The following is a 20,122-nucleotide window of genomic DNA, read 5'->3' as shown; positions in this document are numbered from 1 at the left end:
CGCACCGGGCCCGGGTGGCATCATCGACGACCCGCTTTGGATCGCCGCATGCCCGAGCTCCACCCGCCGTTCGCCCCGTCGTTCCCGATCCGCAGCCTCGACGACGTGCGCCGGCTCGAGCAACGCCCGCTGGCCGAGGCGCTGCCGGTGCGCAGTACCTACGAGATCCTGCGCAATTCGGCGCAGGCCTTCGGCGCGAAGACCGCACTGAGCTTCCTGCCCGACGCCGCGCCCGGCACCGCGCCGCTGCGCTGGTCCTATGCCGAGTTGCTGGCCGGCGTGCACCAGACCGCGAACCTGCTGCACCGGCTCGGCGTGACGCCGCGCGATGCGGTCGCGGTGCTGCTGCCCGGCTGCCTGGACTACCACCTGGCGCTGTGGGGCGGCGAGGCGGCGGCGATCGTGCAGCCGCTGAACCCGCTGCTCAGCGACGAGAAGCTCATCTCGCTGATGAAGGCGGCGCGCGCGACCGTGCTGTTCGCCTGGGGCGGCGACGACGATGCGGGTTACTGGTCCAAGGCCTTGCGGTTGCGCGCGCAGCTGCCGGCGCTGCGCACGATCCTGCGCGTGGCGCCGCTCGGCGAGACCGCCACGCCCGCCGCGCTGCCCGACGGCGTGCTGGACTTCGCCGCGGCGCGCGCTGCCGAGCCCGACGATCGCCTCGTCAGCGGGCGCCAGATCGCGGCCGAGGACATTGCAGCTTACTTCCACACCGGCGGCACCACCGGCGCGCCCAAGCTGGCGCGCCACAGCCATGGCGCGCAAGTCTTCACCGCCTGGGCCTGCGTGCAGCTGCAGGGCGCACGCGCCGACGACGTGACGATCAATGGCTACCCGCTGTTCCATGTCGCCGGCGTGCTGCCGGGCACGCTGGCGGCGCTGTCCTGCGGCATGGAAACGGTGATCCCGACGCCGGCGCTGTTCCGCAACCGCGCGGTGATCGAGCACTACTGGCGCCTCGTCGAGCAGCACCGCGCGACCGTGCTGTCCGCCGTGCCGACGGTGCTCGCGGCGCTGGCCAACGTGCCGGTCGGCGCGGCCGACATCTCGTCGCTGCGCTTCTGCCGCACCGGCGCCGCGCCGCTGTCGCCCGAGCTGTCGGCGCGCTTCGAACGGATCAGCGGCCTGCATCCGCACGAGAGCCTGGGCATGACCGAGATGGCCGGCATCTCCACGATCACGCCGCCGGGCGTCACGGCGCCGGCGGGCTGCGTGGGCTTTCGCATGCCGTATTCGCAGCTGCGCATCGTCGCGCTCGATGCGCAAGGGGGCGCCAGCGACACCGAGCTGCCCCCCGGCGAAACCGGCATGGTGCTGTTCAAGTCGCCGAACCTGTTCTCCGGTTTCGTCGATCCCGCCGACAACGCCAAGGCCTTCACCGCCGACGGCTGGCTCGCCACCGGCGACTTGGGCTGGATCGACGGCGAGGGCAGGCTCAACCTGACCGGCCGCTCGAAGGACCTGATCATCCGCAGCGGCCACAACATCGACCCGAAGGTGATCGAGGACGCACTGGGCGCGCATCCGGCGATCCAGCTCTGCGCCGCGGTCGGCGCGCCGGATGCGTATGCCGGCGAGCTGCCGGTGGTATTCGCAACACTCGCGCCCGGCGCCGCGCCCGTCAGCGAAGCCGAGCTGCTGGCCTTCACCGCCGAGCGTGTCGACGAGGCGCCGGCAAAGCCGAAGCGCGTGATCATCATCGAGCGCATGCCGCAGACCAACGTCGGCAAGATCTACAAGCCCGAGCTGCGCGCGATGGCGGCAGCGGCGGTGGCGCGCGACATCGCCGAGGCGCTGTGCCGCGAGCACGGCGCCGACCCGGCCGGCATGCAGATCGCCAACGAAGGCGACCAGCGCATCGCCGTGACGCTGCCCGCCGGCGCCGCCGCGGCGTTCGAACAAGCCCTGCGGCGGGCGCTGGAACGCCTGCCCTTCCCGAGCCGGATCAGCCGGCCGCAATGAACCTTCCGGAGACAGCATGACGAAGAGAACCTCGCTCGAACGGCGCCTGTGCGTGCTGGCACTCGCCGCCGCGGCCACCGCCGGCCTGGCCACGCCGGCCGCTCATGCACAGGGTTATCCCAGCAAGCCGGTGAAGATCATCGTGCCCTTCGCACCCGGTGGCGCAACGGACATCCTGGCCCGCCTGCTGGCCGAGAAGATGGCGCCGAAGATGGGGCAGCCGGTGCTGGTCGAGAACAAGCCTGGTGCCGCCGGCATCGTCGGCACGGATCTCGTCGCCAAGTCGCCGCCGGACGGCCACACCATCGTGCTGGGCCTGTCGAACTCGCTGCTGACGAACCAGTTCCTGTACGAGAAGCTGCCGTACAACGTCGAGCGCGACCTGACGCTGGTGTCGCAGATCGCCGTCGCGCCGCTGCTGCTGATCGCGCACCCGAGCATCCCGGCGAACAACGCCGGCGAGCTGATGCAGTACATCGGCAAGAACAAGGGCAAGCTGTCCTACGGCTCCTACGGCATCGGCGCCTATCCGCACCTGGCCGGCGCGCACATGAGCGACGTGGCCAACGGCGACATGTCGCACGTGCCGTACAAGGGCGAGGCACCGATGGTGCAGGACCTGATCGGCGGCCAGATCCACATCGCCTACGCCAGCGCGCTGCAGGCCAAGCCGCACATCGAGGCCGGCAAGCTGAAGGTGCTGGGCGTCACCGGCGAGAACCGCATCGCGACGCTGCCCAACGTGCCGACGATGGCCGAGCAGGGCCTGAAGGACGAGGCCTACCGGCTGACCGGCTGGCTCGCCATCGCCGCGCCCGCGAACACGCCGAAACCGGTGCTGCAGCGCCTGGCCGACGAGCTGCGCGCCGCCTGCGAGCAGCCCGACGTCAAGGCCCGCATCGTCGCGATGGGCTTCGACGTGCGCGCCAACACGCCGGAGCAGTTTGCGGCGGTCTACAAGCGCGAGCTGCCGGTGTGGCAGCGCATGGTCAAGCAGTCGGGGGCGAAGCTGGAGTAGGTCTTTCAGCCGAACCTCATCGAACACGCCACGTCGTTCGACTCGATCTCGATCACCTCGAACCCGAGTGCACGGTACACGCTGATCGCGGCAGCGTTGTCGCGCCGCACGCGCAGCCACACCGATCCATCGGCGGAGTGGCGCTGCGCCTCGGCGAACAGCAATGCGCACAGGCGCCTGCCGATGCCTTGTCCGCGCCGCGCGGGGTCGACCAGAACGCGCACCAGGTTCACACGCCCTGCCGGGTTGATCCACACCTGGCCGAAGCCGACCACGCTGCCGGCCTCGTCGGCCAGCGCGTGGCTGTAGTGCTGCGGCAGGCGCAGCAGCTGGACGAACTCCGCCTCGTCCAGCGGCACGTCCTTGCTGCGGCCAGGCCATCCTTCGGCGATTGCCCAGCGGGCAACCACGGAACATTCAGCGGCTTCGAGCGGACGCAGCAGCGCCCCGATCGGCGGTCCACCCGTCACTTCGTCATTGCCCGCACGATCGCCGTCGCGGTGGCCGACGCCACCAGCTCGCCGTTCTGGAACAGCTCGCCGGCGAGGAAGCAGACGTCGCGGCCGCGCTTGATCACGCGTCCTTTGCCCGTCAGCACGCCGACCACCGCCGCGCGGTGGAACGAGACATTGAGGTTCAGCGTCGGCGCGAATTCGCCCTGCTTCAAGGTCGCGGCCAGCGCCGGGCCCATCGTGTCGTCGAGCATGGCGGCGAGGAAGCCGCCCTGGATGTTGCCGGCCGGGTTGGTGAACTCGGGCTTGCCGTCGAACTGCAGCTCGGCCAGGCCGGCCTCGCCGTCGACATGCAGGAACACCGCGCCGAGCGTCTGCGCCGCGCGCGGCGGCGGCAGCTCGCCGGCCATGATGCGCCAGAAGAAGGATTGTTTGTCCATCGGGCGAGCATAAGCGCCGGTGGTGCCGCGGCCACCGGCGCGCCGGGCTCGGTTCAGTGCGTCTTGGCGTACTCGATGCCGGCCTTGACCCGCGCAATCGCCTCGTCGACGGCCTTGATGGCCTTGACGCGGTGTCCGCCCTTGTCCGCGGTGGCCTTCTCCAGGCTCGCCCGCGCCTGTTCCAGGCTCACCAGCGCGGCTTCCATGTTGGGTTGGGCGGCGAACGTGGCCGACGAGCCCGTGAGGGCGATGGCTGCCAGCAATGCGATGACTTGCTTCATGAGCGCTCCTTGGCTGGGGACTGACTGACCTTGGGGTGGCCGGGGGGGATCCTCGGCGAGGTGGAAACCTCGGCGCGCAGCGTACACCGGCGCATCACCGCTGCGGCGATGCACTTGTTGGATGCTCCGACGGGAATTTGCCGCTCGGCCGGGAATGGCCGAGATGCGATGGGCTCATCGCGCGAGCGCCTCGCACGCCGCGCGCCGCATCGGGAAGTCGATGCCACGCAAGACGCCTTGCCGCAGCCCCTCGATGCGCGCGGCCAACCGGCCGTCGGGCAGCAGCCGATAGATCACGCGCTGCGGAAAGTCGTGCGCCGAGTTCTCGAAGACCACCTCGTGCGTCGACTGGCTCTTCAGCGTGAAGGTCGTTTCGCGCTGGCCGGATGGCGTCGCGACATAGACCAGCTGGCCATCGGCACCGCTCTTGATCTGCACGAACTCGTACTCGACCGTGCGGCCGCGCTGGATGGTCCGGCCGATGCCGAACATCGTGCCGCCGGCGGGTGCCATCCACTGCTCACCCGAGCCCGGCTCGCCCCCCTCGGCGCTCCAGCAGCCGGCGAGCCAGGCCAGCTGCTCGATGCCTTGTGCGCGAGCCGGTACAGCAAGTCCTGCAACCAGCGTGAAGGCCAGCGCAATGCCGAGGCGCAGGCCGTTCATCGCAGCGAGGCGGTTCACCCTAGCTGCCGACGTACGGCCCCTTGACCTCGCCCCAGCCCCACTTCGGCATCGGCGCATCCGGATCGGCACCGGCGCCGGGCTGCGAATTGATCACCGCCAGCCGCGAGCCCCATTCGAGGTAGCCGACCAGCGCGGAGCGGAACTCCGGGTCGTCCGGCATCTTCAGCTCATCGGCGGTGTCGAGCAGCAGTGCGACCCATTGGCGGCGCTGCTCCTGCTTCAGGTGGCGGTTCAGGTGCTGGCGGATCATGTGCGGATGGCCGCCGTGCTGCTCGGAGTACGTGGTCGGTCCGCCGAGCACTTCGCCGAGGAAGGCGGCGACATGCGCCGGGTGCTCGCCGCCCATGTGGGCGAAGACCGGCGCGAGCACCTCGTCGTCCTTGACGCGTTCATAGAAGCGCGTGGTCAGGCGAGTCAGCGCTTCGATGCCGCCGAGCCATTCGTAGAGAGTGGGGATGGTCGTCTCGGGCATGGGCTCCTCGATCGGTGAAGCGAACTGGTCCGCACTCTAGCGCGGCCGGGACACGATCGGATCGAGGCAACCCCGCCGAGCAAGCGCCGATGCGCTCGCCCGGCTCGACGACCTGCCGCTGGTCAGCGCCGCCCGCGCGTACCGGCACGCACCGCAGCGATGCCGCCCAGCGCCAACAGCACGAGCAGCATGGTCGAAGGCTCGGGCAGCACGGCGATCGATGCGCCGCTGACGAACATCATCGCCGGGTGGTAGGTGCGCTCGGACAGGCCGTCCGAGAACGAGTCGAGCGAGATCGTGAACTCGAAGCCGCTGAACGAAATGACGCCGTGCGGCGGGTTGTCGAGAATGTCGTTGGCGTAGAAGACCGACAGCAGCCCGAAACCGGTCGTCGTGGTGGTGTTCGGCGCCGGATCGTGCGCAGGCCCCTGCAGGCCGAAGAAGCTCATCGCATTGCCGTTGGTCACGGCATGGTCCGCACCATCGGTGGCGTTGAGGATCACGCCCAGGGCCACCAGATCCACGACCTGCAGCGCCTGGCCCGGCAGGAAGTCGAAGCGGATCTTCAGGATGTCGCCCGGCGCGAGCGTGAAGGGCGAATGGTCATCGGAAATGCCGGTGTGCATCACGATGTCGCGCGCGTCGATCACCTCATGGACGGTGACGACGGCGGCCGACGCGGCCGGCTGGAACTGGAAAAGCAAAAGCGCGGCCACGGCCGCGAAGAATCGACGAATCATGAAAACTCCTCCCTTGTGCCGGCGCGTGATTGCGCCGGTCCCGGGCGCTGTGCGCGCGCCCGGGGGCGAGTATAGGAAGGTGCGCCCGCGGGCGCACCCCCTTACTCGACGGAGACAGGTTGGGCGTCCTGCCCCGGTGCCACCGGCCGCTCGAAGCGCTGCAGGACCCACCGCTTCGCATCGTCGACATAACTGAACACCACCGGCACGTAGAACAGCGACAGCACCGTCGAGGTGATCAGCCCGCCGATCACCGCGATCGCCATCGGTGCGCGGAAGTCGGCGTCGGCGCCGATCTTCAGCGCGATCGGCAGCATGCCGGCGCCCATCGCCACCGTCGTCATCAGGATCGGCTGCGCGCGCTTGCTGCAGGCATCGAGCATCGCCTCGCGCCGCGACGCGCCGTTCTTCAGCGCGACCAGCGCGTACTCCACCAGCAGGATCGAGTTCTTCGTCACGATGCCCATCAGCATCAGGATGCCGATCGTCGCCGGCAGGCTCATCGCCTCGCCCGCCAGCAGCAGCAGGCCGAGCGCCCCGCCGATCGACAGCGGCAGCGCCGCCATGATCGTCACCGGCTGCGCGAAGTCGTGGAACAGCAGCACCAGCACGCAGTAGACGAGCAGCACGCCGGCGATCATCGCGATGCCGAAGTCCTCGAACAGCTGCGTCATGCGCTCGCTGTCGCCGTATTCGACCTGGCGCACGTCCGACGGCAGCTGGCGCACCGACGGCAGCTTGGCAATCGCCTCGTTGACCTCACCGAGCGGCGCACCGCCGACATCGGCGCGGATGCTGACGCTGCGCTGGCGGTCGAAGCGCGTGATCTGCGCCGAGCCCGAGGCCATCTCCAGCGTCGCGACGGTGTCGAGCGTGACGCTCTTGCCATCTGCAGTCGGCACGCGCAGCAGCCGCAGCGTATCGAGGTCGTCGCGCGCCGGCAGCGCCAGCTGCGCGCGGATCGGCAGGCTGCGCTCGTCGAGGTGGAACTTCGGCAGTTGCGTCGCGCTGTCGCCGATGGTCGCCACGCGCACCGTCGTCGCGAGGTCGCTGACCGTGACGCCCAGGTCCGCCGCGCGCGCCAGGTCCGGCCGCACGACCAGCTCCGGCCGCTTCAGCGACGAAGCCGCCGCCGGGTTGCCGACACCGGGCACGCCGCGCATCTCGCGCTCGACGTTTTCCGCCGCCTGCTCCAGCGAACGCGGGTTGTCGCCGACCAGGATCACCTCCAGCGTCTCGCCGGCCTCGCCGCCGCCGAAGCGGAAACGCAGGCCCGGGATCGAACGCAGCTCGCGCTCGACCTGCTTCTCGAATTCACGCTGCGTGACGTCGCGTTTCGACGGCGGCACCAGCGACACCGTCATCGTGCCGGCGCGCGATTCGGCATTGCCGGCGGTGCCCATGCCATCGAGCGCGGCGCCGGTGCCCACCGTCGCCAGCACCGCCTTCACTTCCGGATGGCGCGCCAACAGCTGCCGCGCTGCTTCGGCGGCGGCCGCGGTGTCGGCCAGGCGCGTGCCGGGCGGCAGCTCGAAGTTGATCGTCGACACCGAACGATCGCTGTTCGGAATGAAGCCGCTCGGCAGCAGCGGCGCCAGCGCCATCGAACCGGCGAACAGGCCCACGCCCGACAACATCGCCAGCTTGCGGTGCTTCAGGCCCCAGCGCACGAGCGCGAGGTAGCGCCGCATCACCGGGCCGTCCTCGGTCTGCGTCGTGCCGTGCGGCTTGAGCCAGTAGGCGCCCATCACCGGCGTCAGCAGCCGCGCGACCAGCAGCGAGAAGACAACCGCCACCGCCACCGAGATGCCGAACTGGCGGAAGAACTGCCCGGGCACGCCGGACATGAAGCTCACGGGCACGAACACCGCGACGATCGCCAGCGTCGTCGCCACCACCGCCAGCCCGATCTCGTCGGCCGCGTCGATCGCTGCCTGGTACGCGCTCTTGCCCATGCGCATGTGGCGCACGATGTTCTCGACCTCGACGATCGCATCGTCGACCAGGATGCCGACCACGAGCGACAGCCCGAGCAGCGTGATCAGGTTCAGCGAGAAGCCGAGCCAGGACATCACGATGAAGGTCGGGATCACCGACAGCGGCATCGCGATGGCCGAGATCAAGGTCGCGCGCCAGTCGCGCAGGAACCAGAAGACGACGACCACGGCCAGCAGCGCGCCGAGGATCAGCGCCTCGATCGAGGCGTAGTAACTCTCCTTCGTGAACTCGACCGTCGAATTGAACAGCGTCACGTCGACGTTGGCATGCGCCTGGTCGATCTGCTGCACCGCCTTCTCGACTGCGCGCGCGACGTCGACCGACGACGAGCCGATGCCGCGGATGACCTGGAAGGCGACCACGCGCTGGCCATCGACGAAGGCGTCCTGCGTCGCTTCGGCGGCGTCGTCGATCACCGTGCCGAGGTCGCCCAGGCGCAGCGTGCGGCCGTCGCGCAGGCCGATCTGCAGCGCGCGCAGCGCCTCGATCGACTGCGCGCCGCCGAGCGTGCGGATGCTCTGCTCGTGGCCGCCGACGGTGGCCTTGCCGCCCGGCAGGTTGATGTTGGTCGCGCGCAGTTGCTTGCTGACCTCGGCGGCGGTGATGCCGTGGGCGTTCAGCCGCTGCGGATCGAGCACGATGCGCACTTCGCGGTCGATGCCGCCGACGCGCTTGACCTGGCCGACGCCGGGCACCGTCAGCAGCCGCTTCGCGACCTCGTTGTCGACGAACCACGACAGCTGGTCGGGTGCCATCTTCAGCTGCCCGGCCGCGCCTTTCACGACATAGGTCATCATCGGACCGCCGGAGGTCGTCATGCGCGTGATCACCGGCTCGTTGACGCTGCCAGGCAGGTCGCCGCGGATGCGCGTCACCGCATCGCGCACGTCGCTGACGGCACGGTCGACGTCCTTGCCGAAGTGGAACTCGACCGAGGTCGCCGACGAGCCGTCGCTGACGGTCGAGCGGATGTGCGCCACATCGCCGACCGTGGCCACCGCGTTCTCGACGATGCGCGCGACCTGCGTCTCCAGCTCGGCCGGCGCGGCGCCCGGATCGTTCACCGTGACGGTGACGACCGGGATGTCGATGTCCGGGTACTGGTTGATGCCGAGCTTGTGAAAGCCGAGCAGCCCAGCCAGCGTCAGCAGGATGAAAAGGATGATCGACGGGATCGGCTGGCGAATCGACTTCGCCGAGATGTTCTGCATCATGTCCTGGGTCCTCCGGGCACTCCGGTCACTTGCGCGCTGGCCTGTGGAGCGGGCGCGACCTGCACGCGCTCGCCGTCCTTGACGAAGCCGGCGCCGGTGCCGACGACGCGGCTCGATTCGGTCAGGCCGGCGGTCACCTCGATCAGCCCGCGCTGGCGCAGGCCGGTCTCGATGCGCTTCAGCCGCGCGATGCTGTCGCTGCCGAGCTCGAAGACGTGCGGTTGGCCGTCGCGCATCAGCAGCACGCTGTCGGGCAGCGTCAGCACGCGGGCTTCGCCGACCAGAATCTCGCCGCGCGCGTGACTGCCGGCCTTCAGGCCGGCGGCTGCGGGCAGCGCCACGTGCACCAGCCCGTTGCGCGATCCGGCATCGAGCGTCGGCGCCACCAGGCGCACGGCCGCTGACAGCGTGCGCCCATCGTCGAGCAGCAGCTGCACCGCCACGCCCGGGCGCACCTGCGCCAGCGCGTGGCTGGGCAGCTCGGCCAGCCAGTCGAGCTGCTGGTCGCGGATCAGCCGGAACAGCTCGATGCCCGGCTGCAGCACCGCGCCGACGGTGGCTGCGCGCTTGGCGATCACGCCGTCGGCCGGTGCGAGTACGCGGGTCTGTGCGAGCTTCACGTCGAGCTCGCGGCGCTGCGCCTGCGTCAGCTCCAGCTTCGCGGCGGCGGCCTGCATCGCCGTGCGGCGCGTCTGCACCGCTTCGACGCTGTAGAGGCCCGACTCCTCGACGCGCTCGGCGCGCTCGAGATTGGCCTCGGCCTGGCGCAGCTCGACCTCGGCGGCCTTGATCTGCGCCGCCGATTGCGCGAGCTGCGCGAGCAGTTGCGCATCGTCGGCGCGGGCCAGCAGGTCGCCCTTCTTCACCACGCTGCCGACCTCCACTCGCACCTCGAGCAGGCGCACGCCGGAGGCATCCGAGCCGACGATCAATTCGTCGCGCGCGGCCACGCTGCCGGTGGCGGCAAGGCCGCGCGCGATGGTCTGGCGCTGCGGCGTCAGCACCTGCACCGTCAGGCTCGCTGGCAACGCGGCCGCGTGGGATGCGGCGACCTGCTTGCGCGATTGAACGTCATCGGTCTCGCCGCTGTGCGCGCTGACCAGCCAGCCGGCCGCGCCAGCGCCCATCAGCAGCACCGCGGCGGTGCCGATCACGTGGCGGCGCGGCACGGCGGCCAGCGGCCCGGGCAGCAGTGAGTCGGGGTTCTTGAAAGGCCATCTCATGAAGGTTCTCCGGAAGTGTTCTTGGCCAGCGTGGCCGGGCTCCAGCCGCCGCCGACCGCCTTGAAGGCGGCGACCTGGCCCTGCAGCCGGTCGCGCAGCGCGTCGACCTCGGCCAGCTGCGCCTGGTAGTGGTTGCGCTCGGCGTCCAGCAGGTCCAGCGTGCCGAGCGCGCCGTTGCGCACGCCCAGCTGGGCCAGGCCGCGCGCGCGGCCGAGCGCAGCCACGCGTTGCTGCTCGGCGCGCTGCGCCTCCTCGCTGAATTCGAGCTCGGCGTAGGCGTCGCGCAGGTCGATCAGCGCCGCGGTCACTGTCTTTCGATAACTCGCCAACAGCTCGTCCGCTCGGGCATCGGCGCCGCGCACGCGGGCCTGCGCCTGGCCGCCATCGAACAGCACCTGCGAGGCGCTGAGCGCGAGCGACCAGAAGAAGCCGGGCCCTTCGAACAGGCGGCTCAGGCTGCGCGCGTCGCTGCCGACGTTGCCGGCGAGCACGATCGAAGGCAGCGTCGCGGCCCGCGCGGCGCTGACGTTGGCGCGCGCCGCGGCGAGCTCGGCCTCGGCCTGGCGGATGTCGGGGCGGCGCGCGAGCAGTTCGGCGGCGTTGCCCTGCGGCAGGCGGGCCGTGAATGGCTGGCTGACGTCGAGCGGCGCGGCCGGCATCGTCAGCGTCGCGATCTGATGCACCGGGCGGCCGGCCAGCAAGGCGATGCCTGACTCCAATGCGCTGCGCTGCCGCTTCATCCCTGCCAGCGAGCTCTCGCTGCCGGCCAGCTCCGCCTCGGCGCGGCGCAGCTCGAATTCGCTGGCTGCGCCGATCGCGCGCTCCTGGTGGCGCAGGCGCAGCGTGCCGCGGCGCGATTCGCGCAGCGCGTCGCTGATCTGCATCTGGCGATCGAGCGCGCGCAGCGCGAACCAGGCGTCGGCCAGTTGCGCGGCGAGGCTGGCCTGCAGCGCGGCCTGCGCCCACGCTTGCGCCAGCAGGCTCTGGCGCGCCGATTCGCTGCCCGACGCCAGCCTGCTCCACAGGTCCAGCTCATAACGACCAGCGAGCGCGGCCGTGTGCTGCGTGCCGGTGGCATCGAAGCCGGCCTGCCGCGCACGGGTGTGGCCGGCCTGCAGCTCGAGCGCCGGGCCCTGCGCACCGCGCCGCTCGTCGAGCTGTGCGCGCGCTGAGCGCACCCGCGCCGCGGCGGCGGCGAGGTCGTGGCTGTCGCGCAGCGCGTCGTCGACCAGGCGGGTCAGCGCCGGGTCGTCGAACAGCACCCACCAGCGCTCGATGCTCAAGTCCCTCTGGAATTGCAGGCTCGTGGCGGCGCCCGGCTGCGGCAGCGTGACGGAGCCGAACGACAAGGCTTCGTTCGCCGGTGCCGGCGGCGTTGCGCAGCCGGCGAAGAGCAGGCTCGCCACGACGGCCAGCGGCAGCGCCGCGGCGCGCAGGGTCGGCTCATGCATGCCGGCTCCCCCGGACGATGCGCTTGCGCGTCAGCGGGCGCTGCTGGCGCGCCTCCGCCTCGACGGAGCTGATCTCGCTGGCATCGATGCCGATGTCGGCGAGCGTGCGGGCATCGAGGCCGCGCAGATCGTCGAACGACGGCGGTCGGCGCAGGGCATCGGCGAGCTGGCCGACCCAGCGCTCGAACCAGCGGGTCGTCGTCAGGCGGCTCGGGGCCAGGGTGTGCGTGGCAGACATGAACTCGTCTCCTGTTGCGGGCGGTGCGGGGCTGCACCAGGATTCGTATTTCGCCCGGGCGGCGTTGCGCTGCGGTTGCGAATGGCGGCGCCGCGATTACGGATGAAATGGCGCCGCAGGGCGGGCGCGTGATCTATATTGGCGGCGCGGACGGCAAGCTGTACGCGCTGCAGTGAGCGACCGCGAAACCCCTTTCCTCACTCCCACCGCTGATGCCCGAGACCATTCAATCGCGCCTGCTCGCCCTCGGCCTCACGCTGCCGGCCGTGACCACGCCACGCGGCAGCTTCAAGCCCTTCACGATCGCCGGCAACCTGCTGACCCTGTCGGGCAAGGGCGCCCCGCTGCGCGAGGGCGGCGGCCCGGTGCCGAAGGTCGGTGCCGAGGTGTCGGTCGACGCAGCCAAGGCGCATGCGCGCGAGATCGGCCTGTACCTGCTGGCAGTGACCCAGCTGGCGCTCGGCGATCTCGAACGCATCAAGCAGGTGGTCAAGGTCTTCGGCATGGTCAACGCGACGCCCGACTTCACCGGCCACACCGAGGTGATCAACGGCTGCTCGGACCTGCTGATCGAGGTGCTCGGCACGCGCGGCGAACACGCACGATCGGCGATCGGCGTCGGCTCGCTGCCGCGCGGCTTCGCGGTCGAGATCGAGGCGGTCGTGGAGTTCGCTTGAAAGCACCGCTCGTGGCAGGGGACGAGCTCGAACACGTGGAGCAGGACCGCTTGAAGGTCTTCGCTGTGGCCGGCTTCCTGGCCTTCGTGCCGCTGCTCTTCTGGCGCCATGCGCTGATGCCGGCGCTGCTCGGCGCGATCGTCGTCGCGTTGCTGGTCAGCGGCGCCTGGGTGGCCTACGGCATGACGCGTGAGCACCGCTGGGCGCTGCTCGAAGGCGAGGCGCGCCTGGCCGGCCATCGTCCGGGCAAGCGGCGCGTGTGGCTCGGCAATCTGCTGCCCGGCGTGGCCGCGGCCGTGGCGCTCATCGGCTGGTGGATGGGTGCATGACGCGCGCCGTCGGCGCCTGACCCGCCGCCAGCGCACGGATCGCCGCGGCCACCAGCGCCGGCTCGGTGAATTGCGGAAAGTGCCCGCTGCGTGCAGCGATCAGCTGGCGGCCGCACGGGGACAACCGGGCCAGTTCCTGCTGGTGCTGCGCGCGGCCGGCGAGCTGCGCAGCCGGCGTCAGCCAGCGCAGTGCCGGCCGCGCGCCGGTGATCACGCGCAGCGGCAGCGGTGGGAACGGCGGCAGGGCCTGCAGCGCGGCCGCGCTGATGGCAGCCTGCTGCGTCTCGCCGAGCGGATCGGGCGGCGACCAGCGGTCGATCAGCCGACGCAAGCCGCGCTGCAGCGCGCTCTCGCCCGACTGCATCAGCGCGATGTCCTGCGGCGCGGTGGCGTCGAGCAGCACGACCGCGCCGACCTCCTGCGGATGCGCGCGCGCGAACCATTGCGCATGCAGCCCGCCGAGCGAATGCGCGACCAGCAGGTACGGCGGCGCGAGGCGCAATGCGGCCAGCAGCCGGCGCAGCGTGCGCACGACCTCGGCGCTCGTCTGCGGCGCCTGCGGCGGCGCGCTGCGGCCGATGCCCGGGCGGTTGTACGCGAACAGCGTGCCCAATCCGTCGAGCAGGGGCAGCAGGCGGAACCAGGCATCGACCGGCCCGCCGGCGCCATTGATCAGCACGATCACCGGGGCGCCGCTGCCCAGGCGCAGCACGTCGTGGCGCCGGTCGTCGAGCAGCACCGGGTGCACGGGGGGAGTGAGCGTTGGCATGTCCCGCAGTTTCGCGGCCCGAACCTTCGGCTTGGCCAAAGCGGCGCGACCGCGCCGGGGGTCAGGCGGTAGGCTGGGGGGCCAGCACCGGCGGCCCGAAAACAAAGGACGCCGACTGGATCAGCCCGTGCTCGACGACGTAGATGCACACCAGCTCGACATGGCCGGGCCCTTCGGGGAAGGTCCGCGTGACCTCTTCATGATCGATGACCACCTTGCCCATCACCGAGCGCGTGATCAGTCGCGCATGCAGGTTCGGCTCGGCAAAGCGCGGCGCGGTGCGCGCGCGGATCTGTGCGTGGCCGTCGGTCAGCAACTTGCCCGGGTGTTCGTACTGCTTCGCGTCCTCGGCATAGGTGGCGAGCCAGGCCTCGAGGTCCTTGGCGTTGTAGGCGTCGAGCTGGCGCTGGACGATCACTTCAGGGGCTATGGACATTGAGGCGACGGAAGGCGTGATCGTGAAGGACATGATGCGCGGTGGTATTCGGTGACAGGCCAGAGCGACCAGACGAGCAGCAGGATAGCGCCTGCCATGCCGTAGCCCGTCAACGCGGGGACCGCGTCGGCGATGCCCGGCGCGATCGTGCCGAACATCGACGCGAACATCGCGACGAAGGCACAGACGAGCAGGCGCAAGGCCACATGCGCAATCGCACTCGCCCCGGAGCGCTGCTGCGGATTGATCGATCGTGAGGGCCCGGGCCGCGCGAGCGCCGCGAACAGCGACCACGCGCCCCCCGCGAGCAGCGCGCTGGCCGCGAGCAGCGCACCCTGGGCCGCCTCAGCGTCGAGTGCGGTCGCGCCGAGCGGCCCGCTGAGCAAAACACTGGCGATCGCGATCAGGATCAGGCCATGCAGCCGGGAGCGATGCCAGGCCATCATCAACAGCACGGCAGCAGTCAATGGAAGAAGCGCAGTGGGTGTGCCCATGCCAGCCTCGCGTGCGGACCTGCAACAGCGGCAGCATAGCGCTACGCGCCCTGCGCCACGACCCTCTCCCGGCCGATCCGCGCCGCCAGCACGGCGGCAACGATAACCACAACGGTGCCCAGCGCCGCGGTGAGTTGCAGCGCATCGCCGAAGGCCGCGCGCGCCGCCGCCTGCAGCGCGGCGCCGGCCGGCCCCGCCGCCGCGTCGGCCGCGGCCAGCGCACCGCCCAGCGTCGCCGCGGCCGCGCGTTCGGCGTCCGCCGGCAAGCCGGCCGGCATCGCCGCCGCCAGCCGCCCGCGGTACAGCGCCATGCCGACGCTGCCGAACACCGCGATGCCGAGCGCACCGCTGAATTCCGCGCTGGTCTCCGACAGCGCCGAGGCCGCGCCGGCGCGCTGCGGCGGCGCGGCGGTGATGATCAGCTCGTTGCCGATCGTGAACACCGGCGCCATGCCGAGGCTCATCACGACCATGCTGGCGATCATCAGCGGCAGCGCGAAGCGGCCGTCGGCGGGCACCAGCAGCAGCATGCCGATCGCGCCGGCGACCAGGCCCCAGACCAGGATCGCCAGCGGCGGCACGCGCTGCGCGAGCTTGGGCGCCAGCAGCGAGCCGGCGACGAAGCCGATGCCCCAGGGCAGCGTGACCAGCCCCGCCTCGAGCGGCGTCAGCCCGAGCACCCCCTGCAAATACTGCGTGATGAAGATGTACACGCCCATCATGGCGAGGCACGACAGCGCGTAGGCGGCGATCGCTGCGCCGAAGGTCGGCGTGCGAAAGAGCGCCAGGTCGAGCAGCGGATAAGCGAGCCTGCGCTGCCGCCGCACAAAGGTGATGGCCAGCGCGATGCCGAGCGCCGCGATCCCCAGCGGGACCAGCGATGGCCCGTGCTCGGCCGTCTGCTTCAGCCCGTAGATCGTCGCCAGCACGGCGCCGAGCGACAGCACGACGCTCGCCGCATCGATGCGGCCGGCCTGGCGGTCGCGGTACTCGGGCAGCAGCGCCGGGCCCAGCAGCAGCAGCAGGCCCATCACCGGCACCGCCAGCCAGAACACGGCGCTCCAGTGGAAGAACTGCAGCAGCACGCCGCCGACCAGCGGGCCGATCGCGCCGCCGACCGAATAACTCGCGATCCACACGCCGATCGCGAAGCGGCGCTGCTGCTCGTCGTGGAACATGTTGCGGATCAGGGACATCGTCGAGGGCGCCACCGTGGCACCGGCGATGCCGAGCACGGCGCGCCAGAAGATCAGCATCTCGGCGCTCCGCGCGAACGCGGCCGCCGCCGACGCGAGGCCGAAGGCCGCGGCGCCGATCAGCATCAGCTTGCGCCGGCCGAGGCGGTCGCCGAGCGTGCCCATCGTGATCAGGAAGCCGGCGACGAGGAAGCCGTAGATGTCGACGATCCACAGCAGCTGCGCGCTCGACGGCTTGAGCTCCGCGCTCAGCGCCGGCAGCGCCAGGTTCAGCACCGTCAGGTCCATCGCGTAGACCAGGCAGGGCAGCGCGATCACGGCCAGGCCGATCCATTCGCGCCGGGTCGCCCGCGGGCCGGGAGGGGGATGCGTCATGTTGCGCTCTCGTGCTGAAGTGGGATCTGCCTGCACGACGAAGGACGCGGCTGCAAATCGACAGCCATGCTAGCCGTCGCGGGAAACCCCCGTACCCCAGGGCCACGGCACACTCCGTTGCATGAGCGCATCCGCCGAGCTGCACGCCACGATCGATGCGATCTACCGCAGCGAGTCGCGCCGCATCTTCGCGACGCTGGTGCGGCTGCTCGGCGACTTCGACCGCGCCGAAGAGGCGCTGCACGAGGCCTTTCGTGCCGCGCTCGAACACTGGCCGCGCGACGGCCTGCCGGACAACCCGCGCGCCTGGCTGGTCTCGGCCGGCCGCTACAAGGCCATCGATGCGCTGCGCCGCGGCGCGCGTTTCGAGCCGCTCGCCGACGATGCGGACGCGGTCGACCCGGCCAGCCTGGGCGATGCACCCAACGAGCGCGAGCCGATCGAGGACGACCGGCTGCGGCTGATCTTCACCTGCTGCCACCCGGCGCTGGCGCCGGACGCGCAAGTGGCCCTGACGCTGCGCGAGGTCTGCGGGCTGACGACCGAGGCGATCGCCCATGCCTTCCTGACCGGCGCACCGACGCTGGCGCAGCGCATCGTGCGCGCGAAGACCAAGATCCGCGAGGCCCGCATCCCGTACCAGGTGCCGGCCGACGGCGAGTGGCCGGCGCGGCTGGAGCCGGTGCTGCGCGTGGTCTACCTCGTGTTCAACGAAGGTTATTCACCGGCCGCCGGGCCGGCGCTGACGCGCCACGACCTGTCGGCCGAGGCGATCCGGCTCGGCCGGCTGCTGCTCGAGCTGCTGCCGCCGGAGGCCGCCGGCGCCGAGCTCCCCGCGCTGCTGGCGTTGATGCTGCTGCACGAATCACGCCGCGCCGCGCGCAGCACGGCCGACGGCGAGCTGGTGCTGCTGGACGACCAGGACCGCGGCCGCTGGGACCGTGCACTGATCGCCGAAGGCCGCGGCCTGGTGCAGCGCGCGCTGCGCGCCGGCCGCGCCGGGCCGTACACGCTGCAGGCGGCGATCGCCGCACTGCACGCCGCGGCAGCGACGCCGGCGGCGACCGACTGGCCGCAGATCGTCGCCCTGTACGAGCTGCTGCTGCAGCAGGAGCCCTCGCCGGTGGTCGCGTTGAACCATGCGGCGGCGCTGGCGATGCGCGACGGGCCGGCCGCCGGGCTGGCGCTGATCGACGCGCTGCTGGCGCGCGGCGAGCTGGCGCAATACCACCTGGCGCAGGCGTCGCGCGCCGAGCTGTGCCGCCGGCTCGGCCGCTTCGCCGAGGCGCGCCGTGCCTACGAAGCCGCGCTGGCGCTGGCGCAGCAGGAGCCCGAGCGGCGTTTCCTGCAGCGCCGGCTGGCCGCGTTGCCGCCGGCCTGAAGGCGGCTCGAAAAAAAGACGGCGCGCGATGTCGAATCACGCACCCGCCGTTCGTCTAGCGACGCGAGCCACCTGTCGGCCGCATACCCTTCACGAGGACAGCACCATGCAGAAGATCGCCCCGTTCCTGTGGTTCGACACGCAAGCCGAAGAAGCCGTCGAGCTCTACACCCGTCTGTTCAATAACGCCAGGACTGGCAAGGTCGCGCGTTATGGCGAAGCCGGCCCCGGCCCGAAAGGCAGCGTGATGACCGCCAGCTTCGAGCTCGAGGGCCAGGAGTTCATCGCGCTGAACGGTGGGCCGATGTTCAAGTTCTCGCCGGCGATCTCCTTCGTCGTGCGCTGCGAGACGCAGGCCGAGATCGATCACCTGTGGGTGGGCCTCTCCGAAGGCGGCAGCACGCAGCAGTGCGGCTGGTTGACCGACCGGTTCGGCGTCTCCTGGCAGGTCGTGCCGTCGGTGCTGGAGAAGTTGTTGACCGACCCCGATCCGCAGCGCGCACAGCGCGTGATGCAGGCGATGCTCGGCATGGTCAAGTTCGACATCGCCGGCCTGCACGCCGCCTACGAGAAATCCTGAGATCCAAGGAGCCCCGATGCGCTACCTGTGTTTCGTCTACTGCGAAAACGGCCGGCTCGAGACGCAGTCGCCCGCCGAGCTCGAAGCCTGCATGGGCGAGCAGGTCGACTACTTCGCGCAGCTGCAACGCCAGGGCCACGGCATCGCCGCGCATGCACTGCAGCCACCGGAAACGGCGACCTGCGTGCGCATGCGCGGCGGCCGCGTGTCGATCACCGACGGTCCGTTCGCCGAGACCAGCGAGCTCTTCGGCGGCTTCTTCCTGATCGAGGCGAAGGACCTGAACGAAGCGATCCGCATCGCACAGCAGATGCCTGCCGCGCGAACCGATTGCATCGAAGTGCGGCCCTTGCGCTGAGGACCGCACCGGGCGGGTTTACTTGCCGTCGCGGTCGGAGTCGCCCGGCGTCGCGCGTTCGATCGTGTCGCTGACACGCTGCCATGCGTCGCGCGTGGCGTCCTTTGCGCGTTCCCAGGTCAGGTTCGACTCGCCGCGCACGCTGTCCCAATCGGATGCCAGGCGCGGCTCGATGTCTTCATAACGCTCGCCCGGGAAGCGGCTGTACGCATCGACGCCGTAGTTGTAGGCCGGCGAGTAGTCGTCGAACGGCGCGCCGTAGTCGACGTAGGGGCGCTTCGAATAGTTTTCGCGCCAATAGGTCTCTTCGGCCGTCGGGTCGATCTGCTCGGCAATGGCCTTGCCGGCGAGGCCGCCGACGATCGCGCCGGCCGCCGCGCCGATGGCCGTGCCGACCGGGCCGGCCGCAGTGCCGACCGCCGCGCCGGTGGCGACGCCACCCAGAATGGCGCCGACGCCGGTGCCCACCGGGTGCGAACCGGGTGCGCCGGTCAGCGGATCGAGATTGGCGTCGGTGGTGCTGGGAATGTCTCTGGTCCGAGTCATCGTGAACTCCTTCAAGGTAGTGGCCTGAAGCGTAGGCAAGCGGCGTGCGCGCGACCATTCCGGTGCAGCCCGTCGCCACTGGCGACAAGGCGCCGCGGATTTGTCGGAAGCGGCCTACAACGCCCGTCGCGGACTTCCGCATCCGATCCGCCGCGGCGCGCGTAAGGCCTGCTGTCGAGGTTTTCGACACACCTTCCAAGACCCCCGCAGGAGAGATTCATGAGCCAGCTGATTGCGCCGCCGCGGCGCCTGTTCCTTTCGCGTTCCAGCCAGATCACCCTGTCGGCCGCCGCCGTCGGGCTGCTCGCCGGCTCGGGCGCCGCCCATGCGCAGTCGTCGACTTCGATGGCCGCCGACGTCGGCATCCTGAACGTCGCGCTCGGCCTCGAGCACGAGGCGATCAACGCCTACCAGCTCGGCGCGATGAGCGGCCTGCTGCAGAAGGCGGTGCTCGACGTCGCGGTCGCCTTCCAGTCGCACCACAAGGCGCACCGCGACGCGCTGATCGCGACGATCCAGAAGATGGGCGGCATGCCGGTGGCCGAGAAGAAGATGGACGACTACGCCAAGGCGCTCAACGCCGGCGCGCTGAAGAACCAGGCCGACGTGCTGATGCTGGCCACCCGGCTCGAGCTCGGCGCGACCAACGCCTACCTCGGCGTGATTCCGGCCTTCCGCGACAACAAGCTCGGCCAGGTCGCAGCGCGGCTCGCCGCCGACGAGACGATGCACTACACGGCGCTGATGGGTGCGCTGGGACAGTCGCTGCCCAACGGCGCGCTGAGCTTCGGAGCCTAGCGTGCCAAAA

The 20,122-nt window shown here is 70.7% G+C and carries 23 protein-coding genes; 8 read left to right on the top strand and 15 right to left on the bottom strand.

What is annotated here, in order from left to right; translation table 11 throughout:
- The first annotated feature begins 48 nt into the window (after positions 1-48).
- On the top strand, positions 49-1,962 hold the full coding sequence (locus tag HLB44_RS08605; RefSeq protein ID WP_173122125.1) for an acyl-CoA synthetase: 1,914 nt from the start codon (positions 49-51) through the stop codon (positions 1,960-1,962).
- Between the two features lie 16 nt (positions 1,963-1,978).
- On the top strand, positions 1,979-2,980 hold the full coding sequence (locus HLB44_RS08600) for a Bug family tripartite tricarboxylate transporter substrate binding protein (protein WP_173122124.1): 1,002 nt from the start codon (positions 1,979-1,981) through the stop codon (positions 2,978-2,980).
- 5 nt (positions 2,981-2,985) lie between these two features.
- On the opposite strand, the gene HLB44_RS08595 is transcribed toward HLB44_RS08600, so the two are convergent.
- From HLB44_RS08595 to HLB44_RS08550, 10 genes are all read right to left on the bottom strand, one after another.
- Positions 2,986-3,390: a GNAT family N-acetyltransferase gene (locus HLB44_RS08595; protein WP_173122123.1), complete on the bottom strand. Its 405-nt coding sequence runs from the start codon at positions 3,388-3,390 to the stop codon at positions 2,986-2,988.
- 56 nt (positions 3,391-3,446) lie between these two features.
- Positions 3,447-3,872, bottom strand: coding sequence for a PaaI family thioesterase (locus HLB44_RS08590; protein ID WP_173122122.1), 426 nt, complete (start codon positions 3,870-3,872; stop codon positions 3,447-3,449).
- A gap of 53 nt (positions 3,873-3,925) precedes the next feature.
- Positions 3,926-4,153: a hypothetical protein gene (locus HLB44_RS08585; protein WP_173122121.1), complete on the bottom strand. Its 228-nt coding sequence runs from the start codon at positions 4,151-4,153 to the stop codon at positions 3,926-3,928.
- Between the two features lie 174 nt (positions 4,154-4,327).
- Positions 4,328-4,816, bottom strand: coding sequence for a DUF6265 family protein (locus tag HLB44_RS08580; protein WP_173122120.1), 489 nt, complete (start codon positions 4,814-4,816; stop codon positions 4,328-4,330).
- A gap of 19 nt (positions 4,817-4,835) precedes the next feature.
- On the bottom strand, positions 4,836-5,309 hold the full coding sequence (locus tag HLB44_RS08575) for a group II truncated hemoglobin (RefSeq protein ID WP_173122119.1): 474 nt from the start codon (positions 5,307-5,309) through the stop codon (positions 4,836-4,838).
- A gap of 122 nt (positions 5,310-5,431) precedes the next feature.
- Complete coding sequence (locus HLB44_RS08570; protein WP_173122118.1) at positions 5,432-6,049, bottom strand: PEP-CTERM sorting domain-containing protein; 618 nt, start codon at positions 6,047-6,049, stop codon at positions 5,432-5,434.
- A 101-nt stretch (positions 6,050-6,150) separates the two neighbouring features.
- The gene (locus tag HLB44_RS08565) at positions 6,151-9,261 is read right to left on the bottom strand and encodes an efflux RND transporter permease subunit (RefSeq protein ID WP_246312123.1); all 3,111 of its coding nucleotides are present in this window, start codon (positions 9,259-9,261) and stop codon (positions 6,151-6,153) included.
- A complete protein-coding gene (locus HLB44_RS08560; RefSeq protein WP_173122117.1) occupies positions 9,258-10,484 on the bottom strand; it encodes an efflux RND transporter periplasmic adaptor subunit in 1,227 nt (408 codons plus the stop codon). Before HLB44_RS08560 ends, HLB44_RS08565 begins: the two co-directional genes overlap by 4 nt.
- Positions 10,481-11,935 carry an efflux transporter outer membrane subunit gene (locus tag HLB44_RS08555; protein ID WP_173122116.1) on the bottom strand — a complete coding sequence of 485 codons (1,455 nt, stop codon included), beginning with the start codon at positions 11,933-11,935 and terminating at the stop codon, positions 10,481-10,483. The genes HLB44_RS08560 and HLB44_RS08555 overlap by 4 nt, the downstream gene beginning before the upstream one ends.
- Positions 11,928-12,173 carry a hypothetical protein gene (locus HLB44_RS08550; RefSeq protein ID WP_173122115.1) on the bottom strand — a complete coding sequence of 82 codons (246 nt, stop codon included), beginning with the start codon at positions 12,171-12,173 and terminating at the stop codon, positions 11,928-11,930. Before HLB44_RS08550 ends, HLB44_RS08555 begins: the two co-directional genes overlap by 8 nt.
- Before the next feature lie 212 nt (positions 12,174-12,385).
- On the opposite strand from HLB44_RS08550, the gene HLB44_RS08545 reads away from it, so the two are divergent.
- Positions 12,386-12,850, top strand: a complete 465-nt coding sequence (locus HLB44_RS08545; protein ID WP_173122114.1) for a RidA family protein — start codon at positions 12,386-12,388, stop codon at positions 12,848-12,850.
- Entirely contained in the window at positions 12,847-13,179 is a 333-nt protein-coding gene (locus HLB44_RS08540) for a hypothetical protein (RefSeq protein WP_173122113.1), read from the top strand. The genes HLB44_RS08545 and HLB44_RS08540 overlap by 4 nt, the downstream gene beginning before the upstream one ends.
- Here HLB44_RS08540 and HLB44_RS08535 read toward each other — a convergent pair.
- From HLB44_RS08535 to HLB44_RS08520, 4 genes are all read right to left on the bottom strand, one after another.
- Positions 13,154-13,948 carry an alpha/beta fold hydrolase gene (locus HLB44_RS08535; RefSeq protein ID WP_173122112.1) on the bottom strand — a complete coding sequence of 265 codons (795 nt, stop codon included), beginning with the start codon at positions 13,946-13,948 and terminating at the stop codon, positions 13,154-13,156. The genes HLB44_RS08540 and HLB44_RS08535 overlap by 26 nt on opposite strands.
- Before the next feature lie 61 nt (positions 13,949-14,009).
- Positions 14,010-14,384, bottom strand: coding sequence for a nuclear transport factor 2 family protein (locus tag HLB44_RS08530; protein ID WP_173122111.1), 375 nt, complete (start codon positions 14,382-14,384; stop codon positions 14,010-14,012).
- Positions 14,375-14,878, bottom strand: a complete 504-nt coding sequence (locus HLB44_RS08525) for a hypothetical protein (protein ID WP_173122110.1) — start codon at positions 14,876-14,878, stop codon at positions 14,375-14,377. The genes HLB44_RS08530 and HLB44_RS08525 overlap by 10 nt, the downstream gene beginning before the upstream one ends.
- 41 nt (positions 14,879-14,919) lie before the next feature.
- Positions 14,920-16,449, bottom strand: coding sequence for an MFS transporter (locus HLB44_RS08520; protein ID WP_173122109.1), 1,530 nt, complete (start codon positions 16,447-16,449; stop codon positions 14,920-14,922).
- A gap of 121 nt (positions 16,450-16,570) precedes the next feature.
- Between HLB44_RS08520 and HLB44_RS08515 the strand changes: the two genes are divergently transcribed.
- The 3 genes from HLB44_RS08515 (at position 16,571) to HLB44_RS08505 (ending at position 18,768) form a co-directional block, all read left to right on the top strand.
- The gene (locus HLB44_RS08515) at positions 16,571-17,830 is read left to right on the top strand and encodes an RNA polymerase sigma factor (RefSeq protein WP_173122108.1); all 1,260 of its coding nucleotides are present in this window, start codon (positions 16,571-16,573) and stop codon (positions 17,828-17,830) included.
- Positions 17,831-17,936: 106 nt separating this feature from the next.
- Complete coding sequence (locus tag HLB44_RS08510) at positions 17,937-18,410, top strand: VOC family protein (RefSeq protein WP_173122107.1); 474 nt, start codon at positions 17,937-17,939, stop codon at positions 18,408-18,410.
- 16 nt (positions 18,411-18,426) lie between these two features.
- Complete coding sequence (locus HLB44_RS08505; RefSeq protein WP_173122106.1) at positions 18,427-18,768, top strand: YciI family protein; 342 nt, start codon at positions 18,427-18,429, stop codon at positions 18,766-18,768.
- A gap of 18 nt (positions 18,769-18,786) precedes the next feature.
- On the opposite strand, the gene HLB44_RS08500 is transcribed toward HLB44_RS08505, so the two are convergent.
- Entirely contained in the window at positions 18,787-19,314 is a 528-nt protein-coding gene (locus HLB44_RS08500) for a glycine zipper domain-containing protein (protein WP_173122105.1), read from the bottom strand.
- A 219-nt stretch (positions 19,315-19,533) separates the two neighbouring features.
- On the opposite strand from HLB44_RS08500, the gene HLB44_RS08495 reads away from it, so the two are divergent.
- A complete protein-coding gene (locus HLB44_RS08495; protein WP_173122104.1) occupies positions 19,534-20,112 on the top strand; it encodes a ferritin-like domain-containing protein in 579 nt (192 codons plus the stop codon).
- The last annotated feature ends 10 nt before the right edge of the window (positions 20,113-20,122 follow it).

The sequence above is a fragment of the Pseudaquabacterium terrae genome (genome assembly GCF_013266755.1).
GTDB lineage: Bacteria > Pseudomonadota > Gammaproteobacteria > Burkholderiales > Burkholderiaceae_C > Pseudaquabacterium > Pseudaquabacterium terrae.
This window is presented reverse-complemented; position numbering and strand designations above follow the sequence as displayed.

What these genes read in the sequence shown, in the direction of transcription:
- HLB44_RS08500 (WP_173122105.1), bottom strand. Translation starts at nt 19,314, where the DNA reads ATGACTCGGACCAGAGACATTCCCAGCACCACCGACGCCAATCTCGAT.
- HLB44_RS08600 (WP_173122124.1), top strand. Translation starts at nt 1,979, where the DNA reads ATGACGAAGAGAACCTCGCTCGAACGGCGCCTGTGCGTGCTGGCACTC.
- HLB44_RS08590 (WP_173122122.1), bottom strand. Translation starts at nt 3,872, where the DNA reads ATGGACAAACAATCCTTCTTCTGGCGCATCATGGCCGGCGAGCTGCCG.
- HLB44_RS08575 (WP_173122119.1), bottom strand. Translation starts at nt 5,309, where the DNA reads ATGCCCGAGACGACCATCCCCACTCTCTACGAATGGCTCGGCGGCATC.
- HLB44_RS08545 (WP_173122114.1), top strand. Translation starts at nt 12,386, where the DNA reads ATGCCCGAGACCATTCAATCGCGCCTGCTCGCCCTCGGCCTCACGCTG.
- HLB44_RS08585 (WP_173122121.1), bottom strand. Translation starts at nt 4,153, where the DNA reads ATGAAGCAAGTCATCGCATTGCTGGCAGCCATCGCCCTCACGGGCTCG.
- HLB44_RS08580 (WP_173122120.1), bottom strand. Translation starts at nt 4,816, where the DNA reads ATGAACGGCCTGCGCCTCGGCATTGCGCTGGCCTTCACGCTGGTTGCA.
- HLB44_RS08515 (WP_173122108.1), top strand. Translation starts at nt 16,571, where the DNA reads ATGAGCGCATCCGCCGAGCTGCACGCCACGATCGATGCGATCTACCGC.
- HLB44_RS08520 (WP_173122109.1), bottom strand. Translation starts at nt 16,449, where the DNA reads ATGACGCATCCCCCTCCCGGCCCGCGGGCGACCCGGCGCGAATGGATC.
- HLB44_RS08605 (WP_173122125.1), top strand. Translation starts at nt 49, where the DNA reads ATGCCCGAGCTCCACCCGCCGTTCGCCCCGTCGTTCCCGATCCGCAGC.
- HLB44_RS08505 (WP_173122106.1), top strand. Translation starts at nt 18,427, where the DNA reads ATGCGCTACCTGTGTTTCGTCTACTGCGAAAACGGCCGGCTCGAGACG.
- HLB44_RS08495 (WP_173122104.1), top strand. Translation starts at nt 19,534, where the DNA reads ATGAGCCAGCTGATTGCGCCGCCGCGGCGCCTGTTCCTTTCGCGTTCC.
- HLB44_RS08550 (WP_173122115.1), bottom strand. Translation starts at nt 12,173, where the DNA reads ATGTCTGCCACGCACACCCTGGCCCCGAGCCGCCTGACGACGACCCGC.
- HLB44_RS08510 (WP_173122107.1), top strand. Translation starts at nt 17,937, where the DNA reads ATGCAGAAGATCGCCCCGTTCCTGTGGTTCGACACGCAAGCCGAAGAA.
- HLB44_RS08565 (WP_246312123.1), bottom strand. Translation starts at nt 9,261, where the DNA reads ATGATGCAGAACATCTCGGCGAAGTCGATTCGCCAGCCGATCCCGTCG.
- HLB44_RS08535 (WP_173122112.1), bottom strand. Translation starts at nt 13,948, where the DNA reads ATGCCAACGCTCACTCCCCCCGTGCACCCGGTGCTGCTCGACGACCGG.
- HLB44_RS08530 (WP_173122111.1), bottom strand. Translation starts at nt 14,384, where the DNA reads ATGTCCATAGCCCCTGAAGTGATCGTCCAGCGCCAGCTCGACGCCTAC.
- HLB44_RS08570 (WP_173122118.1), bottom strand. Translation starts at nt 6,049, where the DNA reads ATGATTCGTCGATTCTTCGCGGCCGTGGCCGCGCTTTTGCTTTTCCAG.
- HLB44_RS08555 (WP_173122116.1), bottom strand. Translation starts at nt 11,935, where the DNA reads ATGCATGAGCCGACCCTGCGCGCCGCGGCGCTGCCGCTGGCCGTCGTG.
- HLB44_RS08525 (WP_173122110.1), bottom strand. Translation starts at nt 14,878, where the DNA reads ATGGGCACACCCACTGCGCTTCTTCCATTGACTGCTGCCGTGCTGTTG.
- HLB44_RS08560 (WP_173122117.1), bottom strand. Translation starts at nt 10,484, where the DNA reads ATGAGATGGCCTTTCAAGAACCCCGACTCACTGCTGCCCGGGCCGCTG.